The sequence below is a fragment of the Actomonas aquatica genome (assembly GCF_019679435.2).
Classification (GTDB): domain Bacteria; phylum Verrucomicrobiota; class Verrucomicrobiia; order Opitutales; family Opitutaceae; genus Actomonas; species Actomonas aquatica.
In genome coordinates, this window is the sequence record NZ_CP139781.1 from 1,703,777 (window position 1) to 1,726,722 (window position 22,946).

Sequence of the window (22,946 nt, forward strand, 5' to 3'; positions counted from 1 at the left end):
CGCCCTGCGGGCGAAGCAGAATAAGCGCCGCCGTGACTGCCAACTCACGGAACCGGTGCAAATTTTTTCACCCCTAAATATACCAAAAGATATACGCCCCAACCGTTCCGCCCCTTAATCCTGATTTTCAACTGGCGGGCTCCCCCGCTCGGCGGGAAACCTGCTAAACCAAAGCCCATGTCTTCTAACCGCTTGCACGCCATCGCCCGTCTGATGGGACGCGTGTATTCGTGGTTTGGTGACATTTGCCGCGAAGCGCTTGCGATTACCCGCCCCCGCCGCCGACGGCTGGTTTTAGGCAGCTTGATCGCAAGCTACTTGCTCGTCGCCGTCGCCACGGCGCCCGCCGCCGCTCCGGTGGTCGGTCGACCGGTCATCGCCCCGCTGCTCGCCGGTCCGGGCGAAGTCGATGGCCCGGTGTGGGCGGTGCTCGAAGCGGCCAACGGCGACGTGATTGTGGGCTCCAATCGGCTTGCCATTTTTGACCACCACGAGTGGCAGGTGCTCGCCCTCCCCGGCGCCCACGCCTTCCGAGCCCTCACTCCGGCGCAGGAACCCGGCCGGGTCTGGGTAGGCGCACTGCACGAGATGGGCTCACTGCAGCTGGGGGACGACGACCGCTGGCATTACACCTCCCTCGTCGAAGCCTGGCGCCGTGATACTCAAACCAATTTGCGCGATGTCTGGGCCGTGAGCGCGTTTCCCGGTGGTTCGCTATGGCTCACCTCGGATCGCGTCGCCCGCTGGGACGGCACGGCCTTCACTACGTGGGAGGCAACCGGTCCGGAACGCCTCATCGGCGCGGAGGGCGAACGCGCGCTCTACTACTTCGATACCGGAGTCGGGTTGCAGCGATTGACCGCCGTCGGTTCGCCCCGGGTCCTCCTCGCCACCACCCAGATTCCCGGCGGCACCGTGACTTGGATTCTCCCGCCCGATGGAGACGACGAGGCCCTGGTCTTTGGCACGCCCAAAGGCGTTTTTCGCCATACCGGCACCCTGCCTCTGGAACGTCTCGGTCCGCTCTCCGCCGAGTTGCAACACGCCCTGCCCGGACGCGCCATCGCGTTGCCCGACCAACGCTTTGCGGTGGGCACCTTCCGCTCCGGCGTGGTGGTGGCCGAGCTCGACGGCACCGTGGTCCAGGTCATCGACCGCAACCACGGCCTGCCGGACAATACCATCTACACCATCTCCCACACCGGGGATCATCTTTGGGTAGGTTACCAAGGCGGCGTTTCCCGCATCGATGGACTTGGCCACAGCGCCATGATCGATCGGCAGACGGGACTGGGTGACGGCGTGCCGCGCGGACTGTCGTTTGGTCCCGAGGGCGTGTGGCTGGTGACCAGTCACGACGTGATGCTGCTGCCGCCTGGTGCGACTCAACCCCAACCCGTGCTGGCCGACGAAGCCCTGTTGCGCGAAGGCGTGCACGACGGCGAGGCCTTTTGGGTGGGCGGACTCGGCGGCATCTGGCGACTTACCGCCGATGACGCCCGGCGTGAGCATTTTTCGCCCTCCGACGTCATGCAGCTGGTGCGCCCGCCGCAGGACACGCCAGGGACGGTGTTTTTGGAGGATTACGAACTCAAGATCCTGCGCCCGGCCCGCTTCGGCGGTTGGGTGGCCAAGGACCTGAGTGCCCAGATTTTTGATACACCGGTCTCCATGACTGCCACACCGGACGGCGACCTCTGGATCGGCACCGTGGCGGGTGGCATCACCCGCTTTGGCTGGGACGGCCCGCCGAGTGCCGCGCGCAGCCGCCTGCAGGCCCGCACCCGTTTCCTGCCCGGGCAGGGTCTGCCGGAACACGCCAACCACCTGCACGTGTTCGACCTCTTCGGTCGCACCATGGCGTTCTCCGCTCACGACATCCTGCAACTCTCGTCCGACGGCACCCGTTTCGATCTGGCCAGCGAGTTTTCCACCCTCACCGGCGTCGCGGCCGCCACCGCCCCCGACGGACGCAGCGCCTACTGGCTGGTGCGCGGCCAGGACCTGCCCCTACACCGCAACCTGGGCCTGCTGCGTATCACCCCCAATGGCGACGATCTGGAGATCACCGCCCTCACCGCCCCGGGCCTGCCGGAGTTGATGGCTCCGAGCTTTTTGGAGGTGGGAGCGTCGGCGCTCTGGATCGGCAATACCGAAGGCGTGCTGCGTATCGACCTCGCCGCCGTCACGCCCGCGCCCGCGCCGCCGCCGGTCGCCATTCACGTGGAGCCGCTCGCCACGACCGACGCCGCGTCGACCGCACTGCCGGCGTCCGGCCCGCTCGAACTCTCGGCCGACGAAAACCGCATTGAGCTGCGGGTGTTGGCCCGCGCCCACACCCGCGAAGCTTTGCTCCTGCAAACCCGTCTGGTGGGCGCCGCCACCGATTGGGAAGCCCCGCGCTATGGCAACCGCGCGGCCTTTACCGGCCTCGAACCCGGCCACTACCACTTCGAGGCGCGCGCCGTCGACGGCCTGGGTCGCGCCGGTCCATCCACTACACTCGAATTCACCGTGCGACCGCATTGGTATCGCACGCCTCTGGCCCAAGTCGCTTATGGCCTGATCACGCTCGGCGTCGCCCTCGGCATCTTCCGCTGGCGCCTGCTGCATCTGCGCCGCAAAAACGAGCACCTCAATCGCATGGTGGAAAAGCGCACCCGCGAACTCGCGCTGAGCAACCTGGCCAAAACCGACTTCCTCGAAAACATCTCCCACGAGATCCGCAATCCGCTCAACGGCCTCACCGGTTTGCTCGCGCTGTTGAAGGACGAAAACCTCGGCCCCCGCGAACGCCAACTCACCCGCTCCCTGCGCTCCGTCTCCCGCAAACTCATATCGGTGTTTGAGGACGTGCTCACCCAGGCCCGACTCGATTACGGACAGGTGCAGGTTGACCCGCGCCCCTTCCATCTGCGCGAGACCCTCGAGGAGGTCATGGACCTCTTCCGGGTGCAGGCCGGCCAACAGAATCAGGCCCTTTCCCTGCTCTGGCCCGAGACCTTTCGCGACGAGTTCTACGGCGACGAACCGAAGATTCGCACCATCATCGAGAACTTCGTGGGCAACGCGCTCAAATATGCGCCCGGCGCCGCCATCGAGGTCTCGTTGCTCAACGATCCGACCGAGGACAACAACCGCGATCCGGTGGAGCTTTTCATCGAAGTCGCCGACCAAGGCCCCGGCATTCCGGCCGAAGAGCAGGTTGTTGTCTTCTCCAAATTTGTCCGCGGCAACCGCGCCAAACAAAGTGGCCAGGTCGGCACCGGTCTCGGCCTCGCCACCTGCCGCTCACTCGCCCAACTTATGGGTGGTGAGGTCACCCTCCACAGCGAGCCCGGACAGGGTTCGGCCTTTACGCTCGTGCTCACGCTGCCGCGCTCGGACGTCGAAATTCATCCGCGCAACGCCCCCGATGCCGCCGCCGCGGCCCCCACCGCTCTCATCGCCGCGGGCGACAAGGGGCGCGCGCTGGTCGTCGAGGACGAGCCCTACAATCGCATCGCGCTCGAAGGCCTCGGCATGGAGCTGGGGTATCAGGTCGACGTGACGGAAAACGCCGCCCAAGCCATCACCCACGCCCAACTGCATGACTACGACGTGATGTTCTTGGATTGGGAACTGCCCGGAGCCAAAGGCGCCGACGTCGCCCGGGCCGTGCGCGAACTACCGAATGGCGACCAGCCGATCATCCTCGCGACGACGGCGCACGATAGTGAAGAGATCCGCCGTCGCTGCCGCGAAGCCGGCATGGATGAGTTCCTGCTCAAACCCTACGACACCGCGATGGTGCAACGTATCATCGCCACGGTGGAAGCTCGCCGCCGCGGCGACCAAGCGCCGGCAGAGCAGAACCCGGTGGTCACCTCCGCGGCGACCGAACCTTTTAACCGCAAAGCCTTCGCCTACTACTCGCTCAGCAAGGGCGAACACGAATCGACCGCCATCCAACAGTTCAGCGACAGCCTCGACCAGGAACTCATTCTGCTGCAGGACGCCATGACCGCGGCCGACCGCGAGAAGGCGCAATTTCACGCCCATCGCCTGCGCGCGTTGGCCGGACTCATCGGCGCGCGCGATTTGGGTCAGGCGGCCAAGACGCTGGAAGAACTCGCCATCCGCGCCAAAGGCACCAGCGAACTGCAACCCGCCTGGGCTCGCACCGATTCCGCCGCGGCCTACCTCCGCGCCCGCCTGCAAAGCCTCTCCGCCGAAGCCGGCCGGTAATGGGGGGGACCGCCGGCCCCCTTCCGGCGATCTTTATTCTTTAGTCTTTCTCTTTCTCTTTATCCCCACCGGCCAACCGGCTCCCGCTACCCGGCGACGCTTCGCGTCGTCAGAGAAAGATAAAGACGAAAGAGAAAGAGAAAGAAGGGCACGACGACTTACCGGGCTTCCCTGCTCCTCGGCCGACTCAGGCCAACCCACAAAAAACCTGCGCCGGAAAACCGACGCAGGCGAAAGATTGCCGCGTGACTTCTCGGGCTCCTCTCAGGCCGAGTGCGCCATCATGCCGGGCGAGTTCATATGCACAAACCCCTTGGCGATGGCGTAGCGCATGAGTTGCGGGGTGCTGTGCACGCCGATGCGCATCATGATCTTGTTGCGGTGCAACTTGACCGTGGTCGGCGCGAGGCCCACCCGCTGAGCGATCTCGTCGTTGCTCAGTCCCTGACCGAGCAGCGACAGTAGCGAGATCTCCCGATCGGACAGCACCTTGCTGAAGCTCATCGGATCAAAGCGGATCTCCTCCCGCACGCGGCGGGCGGTATTGGAAAGGTATTGGCGACCGTCGAGGACCGATTCGACCGCTTCCTGCAGCACCTCGATGGGCTGCTCGTTCTTGTCGACGAATCCATTGATGCGCAGATGCGAGGCGCGGTGGATGGTAAACTCGTCGGTGTGCGCGGTGAGCGCGATGATCTTGGTCCGCTGGCAACACTCGCGGAACTTGGTGGTGAAATCCAAGCCCTCACCATCCGGCAGACACAGGTCGAGCAGGATGATATCGGGTTGCAGGTCCTGCGCGATCTCGAGGGCTTCCTGCCCCGACGTTGCGCCCATCACCTCGGCATCCGGCCAATTGCGCTGACAGGCTTCCACCAGCATGTCGCGCACGAGCTTCAGGTCTTCAACGACCAGAAATTTGAGTTCCCTACTGCGAGTCGGCATCACCATGCCCCTCTTCTAGCAAAAGCGCTGCCAGCCCCCGGAACTGTTTCGAAAAAGAAGCCCTTTGAGAGGAAATTTCATAACACCGGTCTCCGGCATTCTTCGCGCTCATAGTCGGCGGTCCTAACGCAAAAAAAATGCGCCCCACCGCGAACGGTGGGGCGCAATCTACAACACAGTTAACCGTAAAAAATGTGCGGAGGACTGTTAAGTGCCCTTAGAGTTCGAGCTCCTCGGCCTGACCCTGGTAGAGGCCATTGAAGAAGAGCTTGAACGTGCCGTGCGGCGTGGCGCGGAAGGTCGCTTCGATGGAGATGAGGACGAGATCGCCCTCACCCATCTTGGCGCTGGTGGCGACTTCACCACCGTCGAGGTAGTGCTCACCCATCGCCCAACCGGAGTAGAGCAAATCGGTGCCGTCGAACCAGGCGACCTGCTCCGCGTGAATCTCCTCGTCGTCCTTGCGATGGAAGACCGGGCTGCTGTCGAAGAAGACGTAACCATCGGACGGCATGCCATAAGCCAGCGGCGTCTTGTTGTTGAACTTGGCGCGCAGGATGGAACCGGGGACGTAGAACTTCTTGCTGTCGAGCGGCACGCGCTCGCCTTGGGCATTCCACTCGGTGAGGTGGTCGGTGACGGGCAGGCCCATCGAGCGGCCGATGACCGAGGACGAACCGATCGCGAGCAGGGTGCCGCCTTCGGCCACGAAGGTCTTCAGTGGCGGGATGCTCTCGCTCTGGGTCAGCTGACCGAGCATGGAGCGGTATTCCTCCGGAATCGTATCCGGCTCCGGCATACGGCGGAAACGACCGCGGCTGCCTTCGGAGTAGGTGCTGCTGGGCACCACGATCACGTCGAAGGCGGCGCGCAGGTTGCCGGCGTCGAGCACCTGCGGGAAGATCACTTCGTAATCGAACTCGTATTGTTCGAACATCCAACGCAGCCAACCGGAGGGCATGACACCACCGTAGAGGTCGACCAGACCGATGCGGATCGGCTTGAGCTTCATCGCTTCGCCGGTCGGCTCCTCGGAGACACCGAAGGCCGGAATGCCGAGATCGCTGGCGGCGGTCTTGACGATGGCGGAGGACTCGGCGGTGGCCGGGATCCAGAGAGTGCCGGTGCCGAGGGCGTGGCCGTCGACCGTGCGCTCATCCTTGAGCCAGTAAACCTCTTCGCCGGCCTTCATGAGGCGGTTGGTGAGGATGACCGCGTCGTTGATCTTGTGGGAAACGAGGTAACCCACCGGGCTGGCCGGGCCGTAAACCTTGGCGGCGGCCGGCTTCTGCATCTCAAAGCTCTGACGCTCGAAGGGACCGTCGAAGTCTTCGAACACGCGGTCGAAGTCCACGCCCATCTGCACCACCGGCGTCCAGCCCGCGATGTCGTAGGGACGCATGGGCGGGCCACCCGGATACTCGAGATCGATCGGGTGATCCTGCGGCTCAAACATGTCGCGGATGGCGGGGCGGAAGGACTGGTTGGCCTTCACCACGTATGAACCAGCCGGATACGTCTTGCCGTTGACCTCGAAGTCGGCGGTGGCGAGATCGACGAAGATGCCCTGCTTGAGGAGCACGTTGACAAACTTGACCGCGGTCGGGAAGTCCGCCTGGTCCTTGCTGATGATGTAGCCGCGGGCATCGCGGGCGTCAGGCGCCTGCAGCACGGTCTCGTAGAGCTCGGCCGGGACGGTCGGGTTCTTGCCGCCGCGCCAGCGCACACGCATGGCGACTTCTTCAGTCATGGTTTCCTTGCCGGCCGCTTCGAGTTCCTCGATCAGGCGAGCGCCTTCTTCCTTGAGCTTGTTGACGCGGGTCGGGGAGATGGTCCAGCTGTCGGTCTCACCCTTTTCGATGGAACGACGGCCCATCTTGTAGATGTCCCAGAGGAGCTGCTCGCGGTTGCGGGAAGCGTAGTCGAGGACGGCGCGCTCGACCTCGATCATGTAGTCGATCGACATGCGGTAGTGCCACATCTGCGGCTTGATCGCCATCGGGCGCTCGCTGTCCGGGAGCTGCTTTTCCGGCACGAGCGGCACGGGTCCGGGCGTCGGGTTGCCGATGATCTCGGTGAGCAGACCGATCTGGTTGTGGTAATACACCGCGGTGCGCATGCCGCCGTTCCACCAGGTGGAGTAAGGGGCGTTGGAGCGCATGGAGGAACCACCCATGCCCTTGGAGAGCAGGCGGGCGTGCATGGCGGCGCCGACGCGCTCGATGCCGACCGGAATGAGCGGGTCGAAGTTGTAGTTAAAGGGATCGCGGAACGGCGGGATGAAGATCACCTGACCGAGCGGACCCGTCTGGTGCACGTTGTGCATGATCTGCGGGTTCCAATCGATGAACAGCACCTTGTTCTGGTTAATGGTCTCCGGCATGTTGTTCATGATCGAGTCACGGTTGTTATCGTGACCGACATACTTGTGATAGAGCACCGGCAGGTAGTTGAGGGAACGCTTCTCGGGATCCTCCTCGCGCATATACCAGTTGGCCACCAGCTCGACACCGTCCGGATTCGGAATCGGCATGAGCAGGATGACGTCGTCGAGGAAACGCATGGTCTCGCGATCCTCGAGACTCACCATCTGGTAAATCATCTCGGCGAGCGACTGGGCGTTGACGGTCTCGGTGGCGTGCAGACCACCATCGATCCAGACCACCGCCTTACCTTCCTGAGCGAGAGCTTCGGCTTCGTCTTCCGGCATCTCGGCCACCGAAAGTCGACGGGAGATGTCCTGGTAGTAGTCGAGTTTGGCGTGGTTCTCCGGCGAAGTGATGATGCCCATCAGCATGGGACGGCCTTCCACGGTGGTGCCGATGTTCACGACCTTGAGGCGGTCGGACTCTTCATCCCACTTCTTCATCATCGTGGAAATCTGAGTGTAGTTGGCCATGTGGTAGTCATCGCCAATGTTGAAACCTAACATCTCCTTGGGAGGAGTGATGGACGGCGCCGCCACCAATGTGGAGACAGCCAGCCCACAAAGAATAGCGCCGCGCAACAGGCGATCGATGGGTCGTTTTATCATGGTTGTGTTTTCGTTGTCAGGAAAGGTGCCGGGGGTGCGCCGGCGGGAGAATCAGCGGTAGACGTAGGTCAGCTCTTCCGAGCGCACCCAGCCGGTCTGGCCGTTGGGAAAGGCGAGTTGGGTCCAGCCCAGGAAGGTGCGACCAGCGGTCGCGAGCGTGCCCGCGGGCAGCGGCACGGTTTTCTGGGCGGCGTTGGCTTCGGTCGGCACGGAACGCAGCGCCGTGTCGAGTGTGACGATGGCGGTTTCTTCGGCGCCCAACGCGCCGTAGCTCGCCTGCGCCTGCACCGCGACCAAAGCCACCGCGAGCGCGAGCCCCGCAGGCACCAAGGGCCAACCGGCCTGCGCTCCGCGGCGACCGCCGTAAAACAGCCACAGGCTTCCAGCCAGCGCGAGGCCCACGACAAAACACGCCGCGGCAAACACCCGCGACCAACCGCCCACCGAAAAATGGGTCGCCACGCGATACCAACCGGGCCGATGCGCCAGTTGCAAAATCTTGGTCTGGTCGATGCCGGAGCGATCAAGGCTGAGCAACAGCTGCCAGCGCACCGCCGGGTCGCCCGGGTCCAAACACAGCGCCACCAGCGACTCCATGGCCGACTCCGACCACCGGTCGAGCTGGGCCAGCGCCAGCGCACGATTGTAGTGCGGCGCGACCGCCAAGGGCTCCTCCGCCGCGGCCGCCGCCCAGGCGGTTTCCGCCGCGACAAAATCACCCGCGAGGTAAGCCTGCGTGCCGGCATCCTCCGCCGCCTGCAACCGCGGCGCGCCCGCGCCGAGCGCCAGCGCGACCAGCAGCGCACTGACTGCACTCGGCCACAGGTTGCGGCGCAGAAAAATGGCACTCAACGGCGGCTCGACCGTGGCGGTGGCGGACAGCAACAGGGTCGCCGCCGACGCCCAATCGGCCGGCAGGATGTCCGCCCCACCGTAAATCACCGCATCGGCTTCCGCCCAAACGCGCTGCCACTCGTCCGGCGTGCCCAAGGTGCTTGCCGCCAAAGCGCGTTGCATCGGCACGCCGCAGGCCGGGTGCACTCCCAGACCCAGTGTTGTCGCGGTGGCTTCCTGCCAGGCGATAAGTTGACGACGAATGGCCACCGTCACCGGCGCCCCTGTCGCAGGCAGTTGGCTCAGAATCGCCATCGCCCGCGCCCGTGCTTCGCGTTGGCCGCGCAGCGGATCGGTCAGCTTGCGCCGACGCGCCGCCAGCGCCAACCACAGCACCACCGGCAATGAAAGGGCTGCCACCGCCGGTATCCACCATTTGGACACAGCCACTGGATGAATTCCCCGCGTAGCACCTGACGAGGGATCCAAGGGCAACGGCGGCGGCAAATCGGGCACGGCCACGCCGGTGTGCTCCGGCATGCCTTCTTCCGCGGCGGTCGCCGTGCCAATCACCTGCAGCGGGTGGGCCGGCGTTTGCAGCGTGCGATACTCCCCGGCGGCCGGGTCAAAATAAACAAACGCCACCGGCGGCAGCGTGAAGTTGCCCGGACGACGCGGCACCAGACTCAGCTCCTCGCTCAGGACTGCATCAAAGGCTTTGCCGTCGATCGCCGAACGACGCTCACCGGGGCTGACGACTTCGAAATTTTTCGCCAGCGGTCGCGCCGGGAGCCGACGGATCTGCGGCCAGTTGCCCGTGCCGCGCAGCTCCAGCGTCCACGTGACCGCTTCGCCGACATTCACCTTGTCGGTCGTGGCCGTGGAAGTGAGTTCAAACTGCCCCACCGCGCCGGAGAAGCCTTCGGGCGCCGGCTGCGGCAAGGGATTGATCGTGAGCGTGAGCGGCGCGCTCGCCACCGGCACCTGGATCACCACCCCACCCTGCTGAAAACCGACCGAGCGATCGGCGCTCTGGATGTTCACCTTCTGGGTGGCGGCCTCGAGCGTGATGCGTCCGGGCGAGGGCACGTAGCCGCGCGTGGTGACCGCCTGCGTGGCCATCCAATTGGTGCCGAAGCGTTGGCGGCCTTTTTCCGGCTCCGACCAATCCTCAACCTGCATGTTGTCGCTGCGCCATTCGACCGAACCCACCATCGACTGAAACTTCGCTTCCGGCACGAGCGTGCGGAACGTCAGCGGGAATAACTCCCCGGTCCAAAAGGTTTCCTGCGGCGCCGTCAGCGTAGCCGACACGTTGGCCTCGGCGGCGATGGTTGCCGTCGTGCTGCCCAGCATCAGCGCAAACGCGGCGCCCAGCAGCTGGGATGGCCCCTGCCACCATCGTCGATTCGTTGAGATCTCTGCTACTGCTGCTTCCCGCATTGGCGGCATTACCAATCCTCCCCCGAGGTCACCACCGGCAATTCCGGCGATTCCATCAATTGATATAGCCGCGCCGGAGAGTCCTCGCTCTCGATCTGCGCGAGCCGATGGAGCGGCAGCGAAAGGTCCACTTCACCGCTCTGCGGCGGCACGGCCATGGTGAAGGTTGGGCGACGGCGACGGCGGTCCTGTTCCTCCTCCACCGGCGGTTCCGCCACGGTCGTGAGGTCGCCAAAAGCCGAGCCCTCCCCCTGGCGGGACGGGCGGTCGCGCAACTCGTCCGGGATTTCCATACCGTCGTCCTCCGGCTCATTGCGTTGCCGGCGATTTTCCTGCTCGTCCTCGGCCATCGCCAGGAGCGTTTCCAAACTCACGTTGCCGGCACTCTCCGCCGCGTAAACTTTGGCCGGCGCGAGCGTGCGTTTTAGCAACCCTTCGAGGCGCTTCGCGATCACGTCCCAGCCGGCGCCTTCCGGCTCGAGGGAACGACCGGCTTCGATCGCCGCAGCGACATCGGCCAGAATCGAGAGCGCAGGTTTCTCGCGGATCTGCAGCTTGGTTTCGATGTAACCCATCGTGTCGATGCAGAAGCCAGCGTAATCCAACGCGTTGGGTCCGCCTTCCCGCTCCAGCATCAAACCGATGCGGTTGGTCACGATGATCGCCTGACCATCGACGGGCGAACTCGGGCGCTGGTTCGGTCCGATGGCATTTTCATCGCCGTCGAGCGCGAGTGAAAGGTTGTGACTGCTCACCGCCACCAGCGCCGCTAAGAGCACCAGCGAAAGCGACCGTGCCAGACCCACCGGACGCAGGCGACGCTCCGGCGGTGCCTCGGGCAATTCGAACCGCTTGTGGTGCGGTCGATACGGCACCTCCCAAGCAAAGCTCGCAAACAAGAGCAGCAGCGCCGGCAACAGCGCCCACCCAAAACGTTCCTCCTGCACCGGCGTCGCCTGATCCAAGGCGGCCGCCCGCGGCGCACTGCGGTGCAACTCCTCCAAAATGTCGGCCAGCTGCAGGTAGGTGTTGCCCGCCACGTAACGGCCGCCGGTGGCCGCGGCCATCGCCTCCAGCGAACCGGGATCGGCCTTCGACAAAACTTCCGCGCCGGTCGCATCACGCACCACTCCACCCTCGCGCGCCGGGATCACCGCGCCGGCCTGCGTGCCGACCGCGACCGCCACGATGCGAATGTTGCGCTCCTGCAACTGCGGCAGCTTTTCTCGCCAATTCGGGTCCGAAGTCTCACCGTCGCTGATCACGATGAGGTAGCGCTCGTTGGCGGAGTTTTCGTCAAAGGCTTCCAGCGCCGCGTCCAACATCGCCGAGTAGCGGGTGCCGCCGCGCGGGAAGTTGTCGGGGTTGAGCGAGTCGAGCGTCTCGATGAGGATCTGATAATCGAGGCTCAGCGGCAGCTGCACAAAGGCGTTGCCCGCAAACGGCGCCAAACCCACGCGCACGCCCACCAGCTTGTCGAGCATGCCGAGCGTCATGAGCCGCCCGTGTTCGATGCGCGAGGGACGCACGTCCCGGGCCAGCATGCTGCGCGACATGTCCATCGCCACCACCACATCACTCGCCGGATCGTATACGGGTTGTTCGGTCTCGCCCCACCGCGGTTGCGCAAATGCGACCACCGCCAGCGCGAGGCCCAACCACAGCCGCCAACGCCAGACGCTGCGTCCCAGTTGGCGCTGACCAAAAATCAATTCCCCTTGCCCCGCCCAAACGCGCGCGATGTGCGGCAGTCGGCGCGCGATCGCGTCACGTCGACGCCACTCCATGCCCGCCGCCACCAGCACCGGCACGAGCAACCAAAACGCTTCCGGTTGTCCCCATTGCATCAGGCCATGTCCTCCTTGGTTCCGCCGGCCCGCGCAGTCCACGCGCCGACCACGATGAGCCCCACCGAGGCGCCGAGAAACCACGTGAACAGTTCCCGCGCCCGCAGATGCGCGCGCGCCGTAAACGATACCTTCTGGCTCGCATCGATCGCCGCAAACGCGGCCTTCACGGTGTCGGCGCTATCCGCGCGATAAAATTCTCCACCGGTGCGGGTCGCGACTTGGCGCAGCGTGCCTTCATCGAGATCGGAAACGATGCGGCGGTAGCCGGTTTTGTTGCCGGCCGAGTCGAAGATCGGAAAAGGCGCCGTGCCCGCCCGCCCGGCGCCAATCGTATAAACCGGAATGCCGCGCGCTTCGGCGATGTCGGCCGCCTGCATCGGTTTGAGCGCACCGGCGTTGTTGGCGCCATCGGTCAACAGCACGACAAACGCGCCCGCGTCGTCCTGCTCCGTCGCCTTGCCCTCGCCCGCACCCGCGCCTTCCTCATCATCGTCGCCGTCGCGCGAGTGATCGAGTCGCGCCAGCGCCATGCCGAGTCCGTCGCCGATCGCGGTGCCGTCCTCCATGATGCCGATGCGCAACTTCTGCGTCTGCCGTGTGAGCCAACCGTGGTCAAAGGTCGGCGGCGCCAGCGTGTAAGCACGCCCGGCAAAAACGATGAGCCCGATGCGGTCGTCCGGCCGATCCGCCATGAAGGCCTGGATGACCGGTTTGATCGCTTCGAGGCGATTGATGCGTTGCCCATCGCGCTCGTAATCCTCGGCCAACATCGAGCCCGACAGGTCGATCGCCAGCATGATGTCGTAACCCTGCTTGAGCACTTCGTTGTGGCCTTCGAGCACCTGCGGTCGGCTGAGTGCGACGACGCCCAAAACCAGTCCCAACATGGTGAATACCGCCGCTTGATTGGACAGCGGGTTGATCGGCAACCGGCACCAAGTCGCAACGTAAGGCACGACCATGGCATTGGCCCCGCGCCGCCAGCGCCACCACGCCACGAGCGGCAACAAGAGCAGCAGCGCCAGCCAGCCGGGATATTGAAGCGAGAGGTCGTTCATCGCTCAGTGGGCCGCCATGTGACCTTGGAAAAACCGCGCCAACGCTTCCGGCATGGAGCCGTCGGCGAGCACGACCAGCCGCTCACGCGGATCGCGAAACAGCGCCGCAAAACGTTCCTCGCGCTTCGCCACCCATTCGGCATGCGCGGCGCGTTGGTCCTTGGCGCGCGGATCGAGCACCACCAGGTGCTGCGCCATCGGATCGTAAATCGTGAGCGGCTGGTCGGTCGGCAGTTCACGCTCCCAAGGATCGTCCACCCGGAAACCGAGCACGCGATAGCGGCCCTTCATCATGGTCCAGCCGAGTGGCTCCGCCTGCGGCGCAAAATCTCCACCCCACACCAACACGCTGTGCCGCGGCGCCGCCTGACCCACAAACCGCCACGGCACGCGCACGGGTCGCGTATCGTTGAGTTCCGGCGGGGGCTCGGCCAGCAGCTTGGCCGCGGCGTGCATGATGGCGTCGCGACCACGCACGGGTTTGGTGAGACGATAACCGCCCGGCCGCGCGTGAATGATCCCGATGCGATCACGGTTCTCGGCCGCCAGCATCATGACTTGGCAAATCAACTCGAGCAGCGCATCGCGTTTGCTGCGACCGGCGGAGCCAAACTGCAGCGAGAGGCGGTCCTCAAACACGATCAGAATGGTGAGCTCGCGCTCCTCCACGAACTTCTTGCGGTAAGGCTCCCGCATGCGCGCGGTGACCTTCCAATCGATGTCCCGAACGTCGTCGCCGTAGGTGTAACGCACGACCTGATCGAACTCCATGCCCTTGCCGCGAAACACCGAACGGTATTCGCCGGCCAGCGGGTTGGACACCTGCTGCTTCATGCGCCACTCGAACTGCCCGAGCGTGCTGATCGCCGCGCGAATGGCTTGGGCTGGACTGGTGCCCGTCCCTGAGGTCGAAGCGCTCATGCGGTCCCTCCGCGGCCGTGCTCAAGCAAACGCATAAGCTCAGGTCAGGCGGCCACCGATTTGGCGTCGTCCGCGGACTCCACGTCGGACTCGGCGGGCACGGGCACGTTGGCCAGGAGGTTCGCGATGATCTTTTCGGTGCTCAGGCCCTCGGCCTCAGCCTCGTAGGTCAGGCCCACGCGATGGCGCAAAATCGCCGGCGCGAGCGAGCGCACGATGTCGGGTGTGACGAAGCTCTGCCCCTGCATGAGCGCCCGGGCGCGGGAGGCCTGGAAGAGCGCCAGACAAGCGCGCGGCGAGGCGCCGAAGCTGAGCAATTGCGGCTCCCCGTTCTGGCCCGGCTGGGCGAGTTCACGGGTGCCGCGCACGAGCTTGAGGATGTAGCGTTTCACCACCCGCGAGACGAGGATCTGGTCCACCGCTTCGCGCAGCTTGAGCAACTCCTCGCCGCTCGAGACCGCCACGAGTTTGGGTTTGGCGGTCACCTGCCCCCAACGGTCCATCATGGTCTCCTCGTCGGCCTCGCTCGGATAGTCGACGAGCAGTTTGAAGAGAAAACGGTCGAGCTGCGCTTCGGGCAGCGGATAAGTGCCCTCCTGCTCCACCGGGTTCTGCGTCGCCATGACGAAGAACGGCTTGGGCAGCGGGTGGGTCTGGCCACCGATCGTGACCTGCTTCTCCTGCATGGCCTCGAGCAGGGCGCTCTGCACCTTGGAGGGAGAGCGGTTGATTTCGTCGGCCAGCACGAGGTTGGCGAACACGGGGCCCTTGTGGACGGAGAACTCGCCGGTCTGCGGTTGGAAAATCATCGTGCCCACCACGTCGCTGGGCAGCAGGTCGGGCGTGAACTGCACGCGGTCGCCATCGACACCGAGCGCGGACCCGAGGGAGTTGATCAACAAGGTCTTGGCCAGACCCGGCATGCCCTCGAGCAGCACGTGACCGTCGGCCAGCAAGGCGACGAGCAGTTGGTCGATTACCTCTTCCTGGCCGAGGACCGCCTTGGCGACCTCCTGCTTGATTTTGGCTCCCCATTCCGGACCGGATATCATCGCTAACTTTCGTTGAGATTACGCTGTGCCGGCCCTTCCGGCCCGCGAATACCTGCAGTGAGACTTCCGCCCAAGACCGCCGCGACGCGGTCGATTATATAATCCGATATACCCCGATGCCGATTACGCGGCCGCCTACCCTCTAGGCGGCCGCGCTGCTATCAATCGTCGCCGACTGAAGCAAAGGCATCGAAATCAAATTCACCCTCCGACTTGGCCACGATGACCGAGACGACACAGTCGCCGGAGACATTCACCGCGGTGCGGACCATATCGAGCAGACGGTCCACGCCGTAAATCACGCCGATCGCGGCCACCGGCAGTCCCACCTGCTGAAACACCATCGCCAGCATGATCAGACCCACGCCGGGCACGCCGGCTGTGCCGATGGACGACAGGGTCGCCATGAGCACCACCATGAGGTAACCCTGCACGCCGATGTCCACATTCAGCGCCTGGGCGATGAAGACCGTGGCCACCCCCTGCAGGATCGCCGTGCCATCCATGTTGATGGTCGCGCCGAGCGGAATAGTGAAGGCCCCCACGGCCGGTTTTACGCCGAGGCGGTGCTCCACCGTTTCGAGCGTGAGCGGCAGCGTGGCGTTGCTGCTCGCTGTGGAGAAGGCGAAGAGCTGCACCTTGCGCACTTTGCGCATGAAGGTGCGCACACTCAGGCCCGTGCAGACCCGGAAGAGCAGACCGTAGGTCACGAAGAGGTGCACCAGCAGCACACCAACCACGAGGAAGAAGTATTTGCCCAGCGCGAGGATGGCCGGGAGCCCCTCCGCCGCGAAGGTGCGGGCGACGAGTGCAAAGACACCGAAGGGCGCGATCTGCATGAGCAGCATCACCAACTTCATCACGATGTCGTTGAGGTCGTTGGCGAGCCGCAGCACACGCTGCCCGGGTTCACCCGCCAGGCAGGTGGCTACGCCAAAGAGAATGGCAAACACGATGATCTGCAGCATGTTGCCTTCCGCCATCGAAGCGAAGGGATTGCTGGGAAATACATTCATGATCACCTCGGTGAGCGGCGGGCTTTCCCGCACCGCAAACTCCGCCGTGTAGTCGAGGCTCAGGCCGTCGCCCGGACGTATCAGCACGGCCAATACGATGGCGGTGCTCACGGCGATGGCGGTCGTGGCCAGATAAAAAGCCACCGTCTTCAGGCCGATGCGACCGAGTCGCCGCACGTCGTTGAGCGAAGCCGTGCCGCAGATGAGCGAGAGCAGCACCAGCGGCACCACCAGCAGCTGCAGCGACTTCACAAAAATGCGCCCCACCACCGGGAAGACGCCATCGACCAACCAGGCAAAGCCCGGCGTTGCGGGTCCGACCATATTGATCACCACCCCGAGCGCGGCGCCGAGCACCATGCCGATGAGGATATTGCGGGTGAGGTTGGCGGATTTCATCGTCGCAAAGCGCTTAGTCGCTGAAGCACTCCAGGTATTTGAGGCCGCAGCCGGTGTTGAAGATCACGACGCGTTCGTCGCGCTCGATTTTGCCGTCCATCAGCAGCTGCACCAGCGCAGCATGGCAGGCGGCGCCCTCCGGGGCGGCGAAGATACCCTCGCAACGACCCATCTCCCGCACCGAGGCCAGCATGGCTTCGTCGGACACCGCGACCGCTCCGCCGTGCGAGCGGCGAATGGCGTCGAGCATGATGAAGTCGCCGATCGCCTTCGGCACGCGCAGGCCGGACGCCTTGGTGTGCGCGTTGGCAAACATCTCGGCCTTTTCGGCGCCGGATTCGAAGGCCCGCACGATCGGCGCGCAGCCCTCGGCCTGGACGGAGTAAATGCGCGGGCGACGCGAATCGATCCAGCCCATGCGCTCCATCTCATCAAAGGCCTTCCACATGCCGATGAGCCCCGTGCCCCCGCCCGTCGGGTAAAGCAGCGCATCGGGCAGCTCCCAGTTGAGTTGCTCGGCCAGTTCGTAACCGAGGGTCTTTTTGCCCTCGATGCGATACGGCTCCTTCAGCGTGGAAACATCAAACCAGCCCTCGGCCTCCTTGCGGCGCCCAACCTCGGCCCCGCAGTCGGTGATGAGGCCATCCATCAAGGTGACCCGGGCGCCCATTTCGCGACACTCGATCACGTTGGCGATCGGGGTGTCCTTGGGCATAAAAATGTAGGCCGGCAAACCAGCGCGTGCCGCATAGGCCGCCATCGCGCCCGCCGCATTGCCCGCGGACGGCACCGCGAGTTTTTCCACGCCGAGTTCCTTGGCCATGGATACCGCCGCCGTCATGCCGCGGGCTTTAAAACTGCCGGTCGGATTCTGCCCCTCGTCCTTGATGTAGAGGTGCTTCATGCCGATTGCGGAGCCGAGACGCTGCACCGACAGGAGCGGCGTCATCCCCTCGCCCAAACTCACGATGTTGGCCGGATCCTCCACCGGGAGCACTTCCCGGTAGCGCCACATCGAGGCCTCGCGGCCGCGCAGGGATTCCGGCGAAAGCGTCTGGGCGGCGGCCTCCAAATCATACTCCACCAACAACGGTAGTCCGCACACGCGGCACAGGTTGTGGATTTCGCCGGCGGGGTGGGTTTCGCCGCAGCTGGAGCAAGTGAGTTTGGTAACGTTCATAAAAGCAGAAGGCGCGAGCGCCGACGGGTTGTATGCGATAAGTGGTGACGCCGGATTTTTCCGCCGACGAGGGTTTCGCTTATACCTCCTGCAATAGCCGCGGGGTTTGTCAGGCGATCCACCCCGCCCGGATCGCGAGGTAGGTGCCCACACACACCACGAACCACAGCAGCACGCCCATCTGTAGCGCCCGCAGCCCCGCCTGACGCCAGGCCTGCCAACTCATCCCGACCCCGACCAAAAACAAACTCAGCGTCAGCAAACGCTTCGCGCCCGTCACCACCACGGGAGCCAACTCGCTCAGCCCCGGCAGCCACGTAAAGAGCGCCGACACGAGGAGGAATCCGCCGATAAACCACGGGATCGCCACGCGGCGCCGAGTCCCTTGATCGCCCTGCCCGCGGAAGGCCAGCCCGAGGCCCAGCGCCACGGGAACGATCCAGAGCGCGCGCGCCAATTTGACGGTGGTGGCAATGGCCAGCGCCTCCTCCCCACCGGCCAGCGACGCGCCCACCACCGAGCTGGTGTCGTGGATCGCCAGTGCGCACCACAGCCCATAAGCCTCGGGCGCGAGATGCGTCCACGCCCCCAGCACCGGGAAGAGCAACAAGGCCACCGCGTTGAGCAAAAACACCGTGGCGAGCGACGCAGAGATCTCGTCGTTTTCCGCCCGAATCACCGGGGCCACCGCCGCGATCGCACTGCCGCCACAAATCGCGGTGCCCACCATGATGAGCGTGCCCAACCGCGATTTTACGCCCAGCCACCGTATGAGCCCAAACGCGACCGCCCCGGTCAGCAGTAGACTCACCGCCGTGTATCCCAAACCCGCCACGCCCACCCGCGCGACCACGGCCAGGTTGAGCCCGGCACCGATGCCCACCACCGCCGATTTTAACAACAGGTGGGTGGCCCGCGAGAGTGGCAGCCACGTTGGCGCCCCCACGCTGAAACCCACCGCCATGCCGGCCAACAGGGCCAGCCAAGGAGGCACTCCGACGACGAGCGTCGCGATCACGCCGGCGAGCAACAGCCCACTCGGCAGCATCGTCGACGCCGTCGTCGGCGTGGCCCCCGACGTCATTACTGCAACGCCGCAGCGAGACCGTCGCTCGCGATCGCAGTCGAGGGACCGTGATACATTGCGTTGAAGAGCAGCTTGGTGGTCGCCCGGGCCTGCGCGCGGAAGTCCACCTGGGTGGCAAAGGTCACCACCATACCGTCACCCACCGTGAACGACACCACGTTGGCCTGGTCGTGCAGGTAGTCTTCACCAAGCAGCCAGCCGCTTTGCAGCACGTCCTGCTCCGGGTATTTGGAGACCACCGAAGCCTTGACGCCAAACGACGGACGCAGGCGGTAGGCTTGGTTGCGCATGAAGAAGACCGGCCACTCCTCCGGCATGCCCCAGGCCACCGGGTTGCTCGGGTCGAAGAGGTTGTCGAGCAACGCGCCCGGGCAATAGAAGAGCGTCGTCGGATCGGCCACTTCCTCGCGCAGCGTGGTGAGCAGCGAGGTCGGGCTCATGAAGGTGGCCTTCAACTTTTCGTCGATGGCCGAAGCTTTCACCATCTTCGCGTCAGCGTCGGAGCTACCACTCTCCCACCAGCGCTCCGGCGGTTCCGGCAGCACCTTTTCGATCGGCAGGTCGAGCAACTCCCGGGCGGTTTCCACCGCCGAGCCGATGGCCAGCAGAGTGCCGCCGTCGTGGACCCAGTCCTGCAGCTTGTCCCAGCCTTCTTCGCCGATGCCGGCCGCCCAGCCCCAGACGGCGGGATCATTCTTCTCCTGATCCAAGCCTTTGACCAAACGTTGTTTCGAAAGTCCGGCGGGCATCACGATCACGTCATAGCGCGCGGATAGATCGCCGTCAAAGTCGGAGGCTTTCACCACCTCATAATTCACTTCGTATTGATCGAAGATCCACATGAGCCAGCCGCCCGGCATGAGATTGGCGGAGCGGTAGAGCCCCACTCGCGTGCCCGGCTTGAGCGCGAAGCCCGGCACCTCCGGCAACTCAGCCGTGGCGCCCACCGGCAGACCGAGGTCGGTCGCCGCCATGGCCATGATCGGGCGCGTCGCCGCCGTGATCGGCGCGATGAGCGTGCCCGGGGCCCAGGTTTTGCCGTCGAGCGTCACCGCTTCCTGGATACGCACAGCCGGCACGCCATGGGACTGCAGTTGGGCAACGACTTTGAACAGACCGTAGGACTCGGGCCCCACGAGGTAATAACCGCGATTCAGGGACGGCAGCGTCTTGGGGGCCGCGGCCACCGACTCCACGCGCTCCAGCGCCACGTCGAAGGCTTCATCAATCGTATCCACTTCGACGCCCATCAACATCCACAGGGTGTGACCGGTGGCATCGTAGGGGCGCTTGGGCGGACCACCCGGGAACTCGGTGAGGTGCGGATACTCCTGCTGCTCCAGCATCGTCTTGGCGAACGCGCCGTAGGGCTGGGCGACCTTGATCACCCAGGACCCGGCGGCGTAGTCCTTGCCACCCGCGCTGAAGGCGGCGGTGGCCTGATCGATCTCCAATTCGGCGACCTCGAGGATCTCGAGCATCTCATAGGTCGCATACGGGTCACGCTGATCAGCCGGCACGACAAAGGCAAACGGGCCGTCGGTGCGCTCGGTCCAGGACTTCTGCACCGTGTAGAAGTTGGTCAGGAACTCCTTGCTGTAGCGGGCGACATGTTTGATGCCGGCCATCGCCACGATCACGCCGTAATCGACCTGATCCTGCAGGGTCCACGTGTCGCTGGAGTAAGCCACCGGGAAGTCGCGGCGCGTCTCCTGCGGGCCGAGCGGGCTGCCGTCCTTGCTCACCTGCGGATCGGCGAGGTTGGAACGGGCGATCTCGGTGAGGATGCGGGGCTGGCCCTTGTAGATCATGAACTGGCGAGCCGGGGTCCAACCGTCGAAACGTTCGCCCCAGGTCACGCCTTCCTTGCCCGCGGCGAAGAGCGCCTCGGCCATGGCCTGGCCGACCGTGGCCTGCTCGATCTTGAGCAGCTGGTGCATGTTGGGATCAAAGGGATCGTCGAAGGGCGGCACCCAGATGCGGGCCCCGTTGTTGCCCATCTGGTGCATGTCGTGGGTGATCACCGGACGGAAGCGCGCCTGGATGCCGAGGTTCACGCGGGTCTCCTTCTGCGTGAACATGAACCAGTCGCGGTTGTCGTCGTGACCGGTGTATTTGTGATATAAATCCGGATACACGCGCTGATAGGGCGTGTCCTTGGTCTCATACCAATGGTTGACCACGTGGAACTGCCCATCGGGATTTTGCGACGGCAGGATCACCACCACGGACTCGTCGAGGATCTCGGCGATGTCCTCGGACGTGCCGGTGGTTAGCTCGTAGGCGACCTCGGTGACGGAGGCGATATTGCAAACTTCCGTGGAGTGAATGGTCGCGTAAAGGAAGTAGACTGGCTTGCCCTCGGCGATGAGGGCCTGGGCTTCGGTCTCGTCGAGACCGCGCGGATCGGCCAAGCGTTGGTTGATCTCCAGCAGGCGGTCGAGGTTGGCGAGATTCTCGGGCGAGCTCACCACGATCATGCCGAAGGTATTGCCCTCGGTCGTCGTGCCCGGCTCCTCGTAGATGACGCGATCGCTGCCGTCCGCGAGGGTCTGCAGGTAACGCAGGACCTCGGGGTATTTCACCAGCTCGCCGGTGGCACCGGGCTTGAAGCCAAAAAACGTTTCCGGGTTCGGCAGGGAGGACGCTGCGCCCAACACGGCACTCGTCCACAGGCAAAGGGCGGCGATGAAGCCAGCCCGCTTGATGCGCGCGGCGCGTCGGTTGGAGAGCGCCAGCATTATCAAAATCATCATAGATGGGTCGGGGTTGAATCCGCCGCGGCTGCGACACCGAGGAGGTCCTCCCTCCCCAGTGCCGCCGCCTACAGACGAACGCCAAAAGAACTACGTTCAGCGTGCACCCTGCGGACCTCCGCCGCTCGTTTTAATCCCGCCGGGTATATCTCGCGATATAGCGGATCGCAGGCGAACTCGCTGATCAAAACGTGTCGGGCGTAAAGCCCGACCCACAGCAAAGCGCTGAAACCTGAAAATGTGGGTCGGGCTTTACGCCCGACATCAGCCCCTCCGCTGTAGCCGGCCGCGCTGAGGCCGGCCTCGCTGAGGCCGGTCCGTAGCGCTGCTCCCCAGCCCTGCCTTTACGGCAAAGTCGCCCAGGCCGCGTAATACCGTCGGCCCAACTCGCGCAGGGCAGCGGTCTCGAAATGAATCCCGTCCGGCTTGGCGGTGAGCCCTTTGGCGGATACCCACACCACGTGCGCATCCGCCGCCGCGATGCTGCGGTTGGCCGCGTCGACTTGCTGCTGCGGCTCGCTCAGGGCATCCGGCGTAAAGCGTCCGGTCTGCCCAATCACAATCGGCACGGTCGGCGCAGCCAAGGCGGCGCGGAAACGTTGCAGCAGTTCCCGCAAACCCGCCTCGTAATTCTCGGCCAGTCCCGGATGCGAGTCGCTCTCACCCTGGTGCCACAGGATGCCACGCAGGGTGCCGTCGGTCATGGCCAGTTTCGCTCGGCGGGTAGCGTCGAACCACGGATGACTCCGCGTCTGCTCAAAATACGCGCCCACCGCCCAATCGTGCAGGGCCGAGCCGCCACAAGCGGCCGGGATGAGTCCCACGTCCACGTCGGGATGGGCCGCGCGGTAAGCAGCGGCGAAGCTCTTCGCCAGTCCGGCGCCGGCCATCGATTTGTCCCAATGGTAAGGTTCCACCGCCGGCATCCAGCGATCCTCAGCGCCCCAGACCCACACGCCTTCGAGAGGTGCGTTGTCGGCCGGATCGATCTCCCCGCGGCCAGCCATGTTGGACTGCCCCACGAGAAGAAAGAGGTGCAGCTCCCGGGTCGGCTGCTCGGCCGCGTTCACGCTGCCTGTGGCCAGCGGCAGCAGCAGCAGAGCGGCGCCAACCGCGAGGCGATGGAAGAGAAATCGGAACATAG

At 64.7% G+C, this 22,946-nt stretch carries 13 protein-coding genes; 1 reads left to right on the top strand and 12 read right to left on the bottom strand.

The window, feature by feature from the left end; all coding sequences use genetic code 11:
• Positions 1-177 precede the first annotated feature (177 nt).
• On the top strand, positions 178-4,227 hold the full coding sequence (locus K1X11_RS06535; protein ID WP_221030931.1) for an ATP-binding protein: 4,050 nt from the start codon (positions 178-180) through the stop codon (positions 4,225-4,227).
• 264 nt (positions 4,228-4,491) lie between these two features.
• Here the strand turns inward: K1X11_RS06535 and K1X11_RS06540 are convergent, their stop codons facing one another.
• From K1X11_RS06540 to K1X11_RS06595, 12 genes are all read right to left on the bottom strand, one after another.
• Positions 4,492-5,178 carry a response regulator transcription factor gene (locus K1X11_RS06540; protein ID WP_221030932.1) on the bottom strand — a complete coding sequence of 229 codons (687 nt, stop codon included), beginning with the start codon at positions 5,176-5,178 and terminating at the stop codon, positions 4,492-4,494.
• Positions 5,179-5,389: 211 nt separating this feature from the next.
• A complete protein-coding gene (locus K1X11_RS06545; RefSeq protein ID WP_221030933.1) occupies positions 5,390-8,206 on the bottom strand; it encodes a M14 family metallopeptidase in 2,817 nt (938 codons plus the stop codon).
• Positions 8,207-8,257: 51 nt separating this feature from the next.
• Positions 8,258-10,396, bottom strand: coding sequence for a BatD family protein (locus tag K1X11_RS06550; RefSeq protein ID WP_221030934.1), 2,139 nt, complete (start codon positions 10,394-10,396; stop codon positions 8,258-8,260).
• Between the two features lie 95 nt (positions 10,397-10,491).
• Complete coding sequence (locus tag K1X11_RS06555) at positions 10,492-12,330, bottom strand: vWA domain-containing protein (protein ID WP_221030935.1); 1,839 nt, start codon at positions 12,328-12,330, stop codon at positions 10,492-10,494.
• A complete protein-coding gene (locus tag K1X11_RS06560; protein ID WP_221030936.1) occupies positions 12,330-13,391 on the bottom strand; it encodes a VWA domain-containing protein in 1,062 nt (353 codons plus the stop codon). Before K1X11_RS06560 ends, K1X11_RS06555 begins: the two co-directional genes overlap by 1 nt.
• A gap of 3 nt (positions 13,392-13,394) precedes the next feature.
• Complete coding sequence (locus K1X11_RS06565; protein WP_221030937.1) at positions 13,395-14,312, bottom strand: DUF58 domain-containing protein; 918 nt, start codon at positions 14,310-14,312, stop codon at positions 13,395-13,397.
• Positions 14,313-14,356: 44 nt separating this feature from the next.
• Positions 14,357-15,364, bottom strand: coding sequence for an AAA family ATPase (locus K1X11_RS06570; protein ID WP_221030938.1), 1,008 nt, complete (start codon positions 15,362-15,364; stop codon positions 14,357-14,359).
• Between the two features lie 161 nt (positions 15,365-15,525).
• A complete protein-coding gene (locus K1X11_RS06575) occupies positions 15,526-16,779 on the bottom strand; it encodes a dicarboxylate/amino acid:cation symporter (RefSeq protein WP_221030939.1) in 1,254 nt (417 codons plus the stop codon).
• 13 nt (positions 16,780-16,792) lie between these two features.
• Positions 16,793-17,959, bottom strand: a complete 1,167-nt coding sequence (locus K1X11_RS06580; RefSeq protein ID WP_221030940.1) for a threonine synthase — start codon at positions 17,957-17,959, stop codon at positions 16,793-16,795.
• Positions 17,960-18,068: 109 nt separating this feature from the next.
• A complete protein-coding gene (locus K1X11_RS06585) occupies positions 18,069-19,043 on the bottom strand; it encodes a YeiH family protein (RefSeq protein WP_221030941.1) in 975 nt (324 codons plus the stop codon).
• On the bottom strand, positions 19,043-21,802 hold the full coding sequence (locus K1X11_RS06590) for a M14 family zinc carboxypeptidase (RefSeq protein WP_221030942.1): 2,760 nt from the start codon (positions 21,800-21,802) through the stop codon (positions 19,043-19,045). Before K1X11_RS06590 ends, K1X11_RS06585 begins: the two co-directional genes overlap by 1 nt.
• 344 nt (positions 21,803-22,146) lie before the next feature.
• A complete protein-coding gene (locus tag K1X11_RS06595) occupies positions 22,147-22,944 on the bottom strand; it encodes a sialate O-acetylesterase (protein ID WP_221030943.1) in 798 nt (265 codons plus the stop codon).
• Positions 22,945-22,946 lie beyond the last annotated feature (2 nt).

What these genes read in the sequence shown, in the direction of transcription:
- K1X11_RS06560 (WP_221030936.1), bottom strand. Translation starts at nt 13,391, where the DNA reads ATGAACGACCTCTCGCTTCAATATCCCGGCTGGCTGGCGCTGCTGCTC.
- K1X11_RS06535 (WP_221030931.1), top strand. Translation starts at nt 178, where the DNA reads ATGTCTTCTAACCGCTTGCACGCCATCGCCCGTCTGATGGGACGCGTG.
- K1X11_RS06570 (WP_221030938.1), bottom strand. Translation starts at nt 15,364, where the DNA reads ATGATATCCGGTCCGGAATGGGGAGCCAAAATCAAGCAGGAGGTCGCC.
- K1X11_RS06550 (WP_221030934.1), bottom strand. Translation starts at nt 10,396, where the DNA reads ATGCTGGGCAGCACGACGGCAACCATCGCCGCCGAGGCCAACGTGTCG.
- K1X11_RS06565 (WP_221030937.1), bottom strand. Translation starts at nt 14,312, where the DNA reads ATGAGCGCTTCGACCTCAGGGACGGGCACCAGTCCAGCCCAAGCCATT.
- K1X11_RS06595 (WP_221030943.1), bottom strand. Translation starts at nt 22,944, where the DNA reads ATGTTCCGATTTCTCTTCCATCGCCTCGCGGTTGGCGCCGCTCTGCTG.
- K1X11_RS06580 (WP_221030940.1), bottom strand. Translation starts at nt 17,959, where the DNA reads ATGAACGTTACCAAACTCACTTGCTCCAGCTGCGGCGAAACCCACCCC.
- K1X11_RS06585 (WP_221030941.1), bottom strand. Translation starts at nt 19,043, where the DNA reads ATGACGTCGGGGGCCACGCCGACGACGGCGTCGACGATGCTGCCGAGT.
- K1X11_RS06555 (WP_221030935.1), bottom strand. Translation starts at nt 12,330, where the DNA reads ATGCAATGGGGACAACCGGAAGCGTTTTGGTTGCTCGTGCCGGTGCTG.
- K1X11_RS06590 (WP_221030942.1), bottom strand. Translation starts at nt 21,802, where the DNA reads ATGATGATTTTGATAATGCTGGCGCTCTCCAACCGACGCGCCGCGCGC.
- K1X11_RS06545 (WP_221030933.1), bottom strand. Translation starts at nt 8,206, where the DNA reads ATGATAAAACGACCCATCGATCGCCTGTTGCGCGGCGCTATTCTTTGT.
- K1X11_RS06575 (WP_221030939.1), bottom strand. Translation starts at nt 16,779, where the DNA reads ATGAAATCCGCCAACCTCACCCGCAATATCCTCATCGGCATGGTGCTC.
- K1X11_RS06540 (WP_221030932.1), bottom strand. Translation starts at nt 5,178, where the DNA reads ATGGTGATGCCGACTCGCAGTAGGGAACTCAAATTTCTGGTCGTTGAA.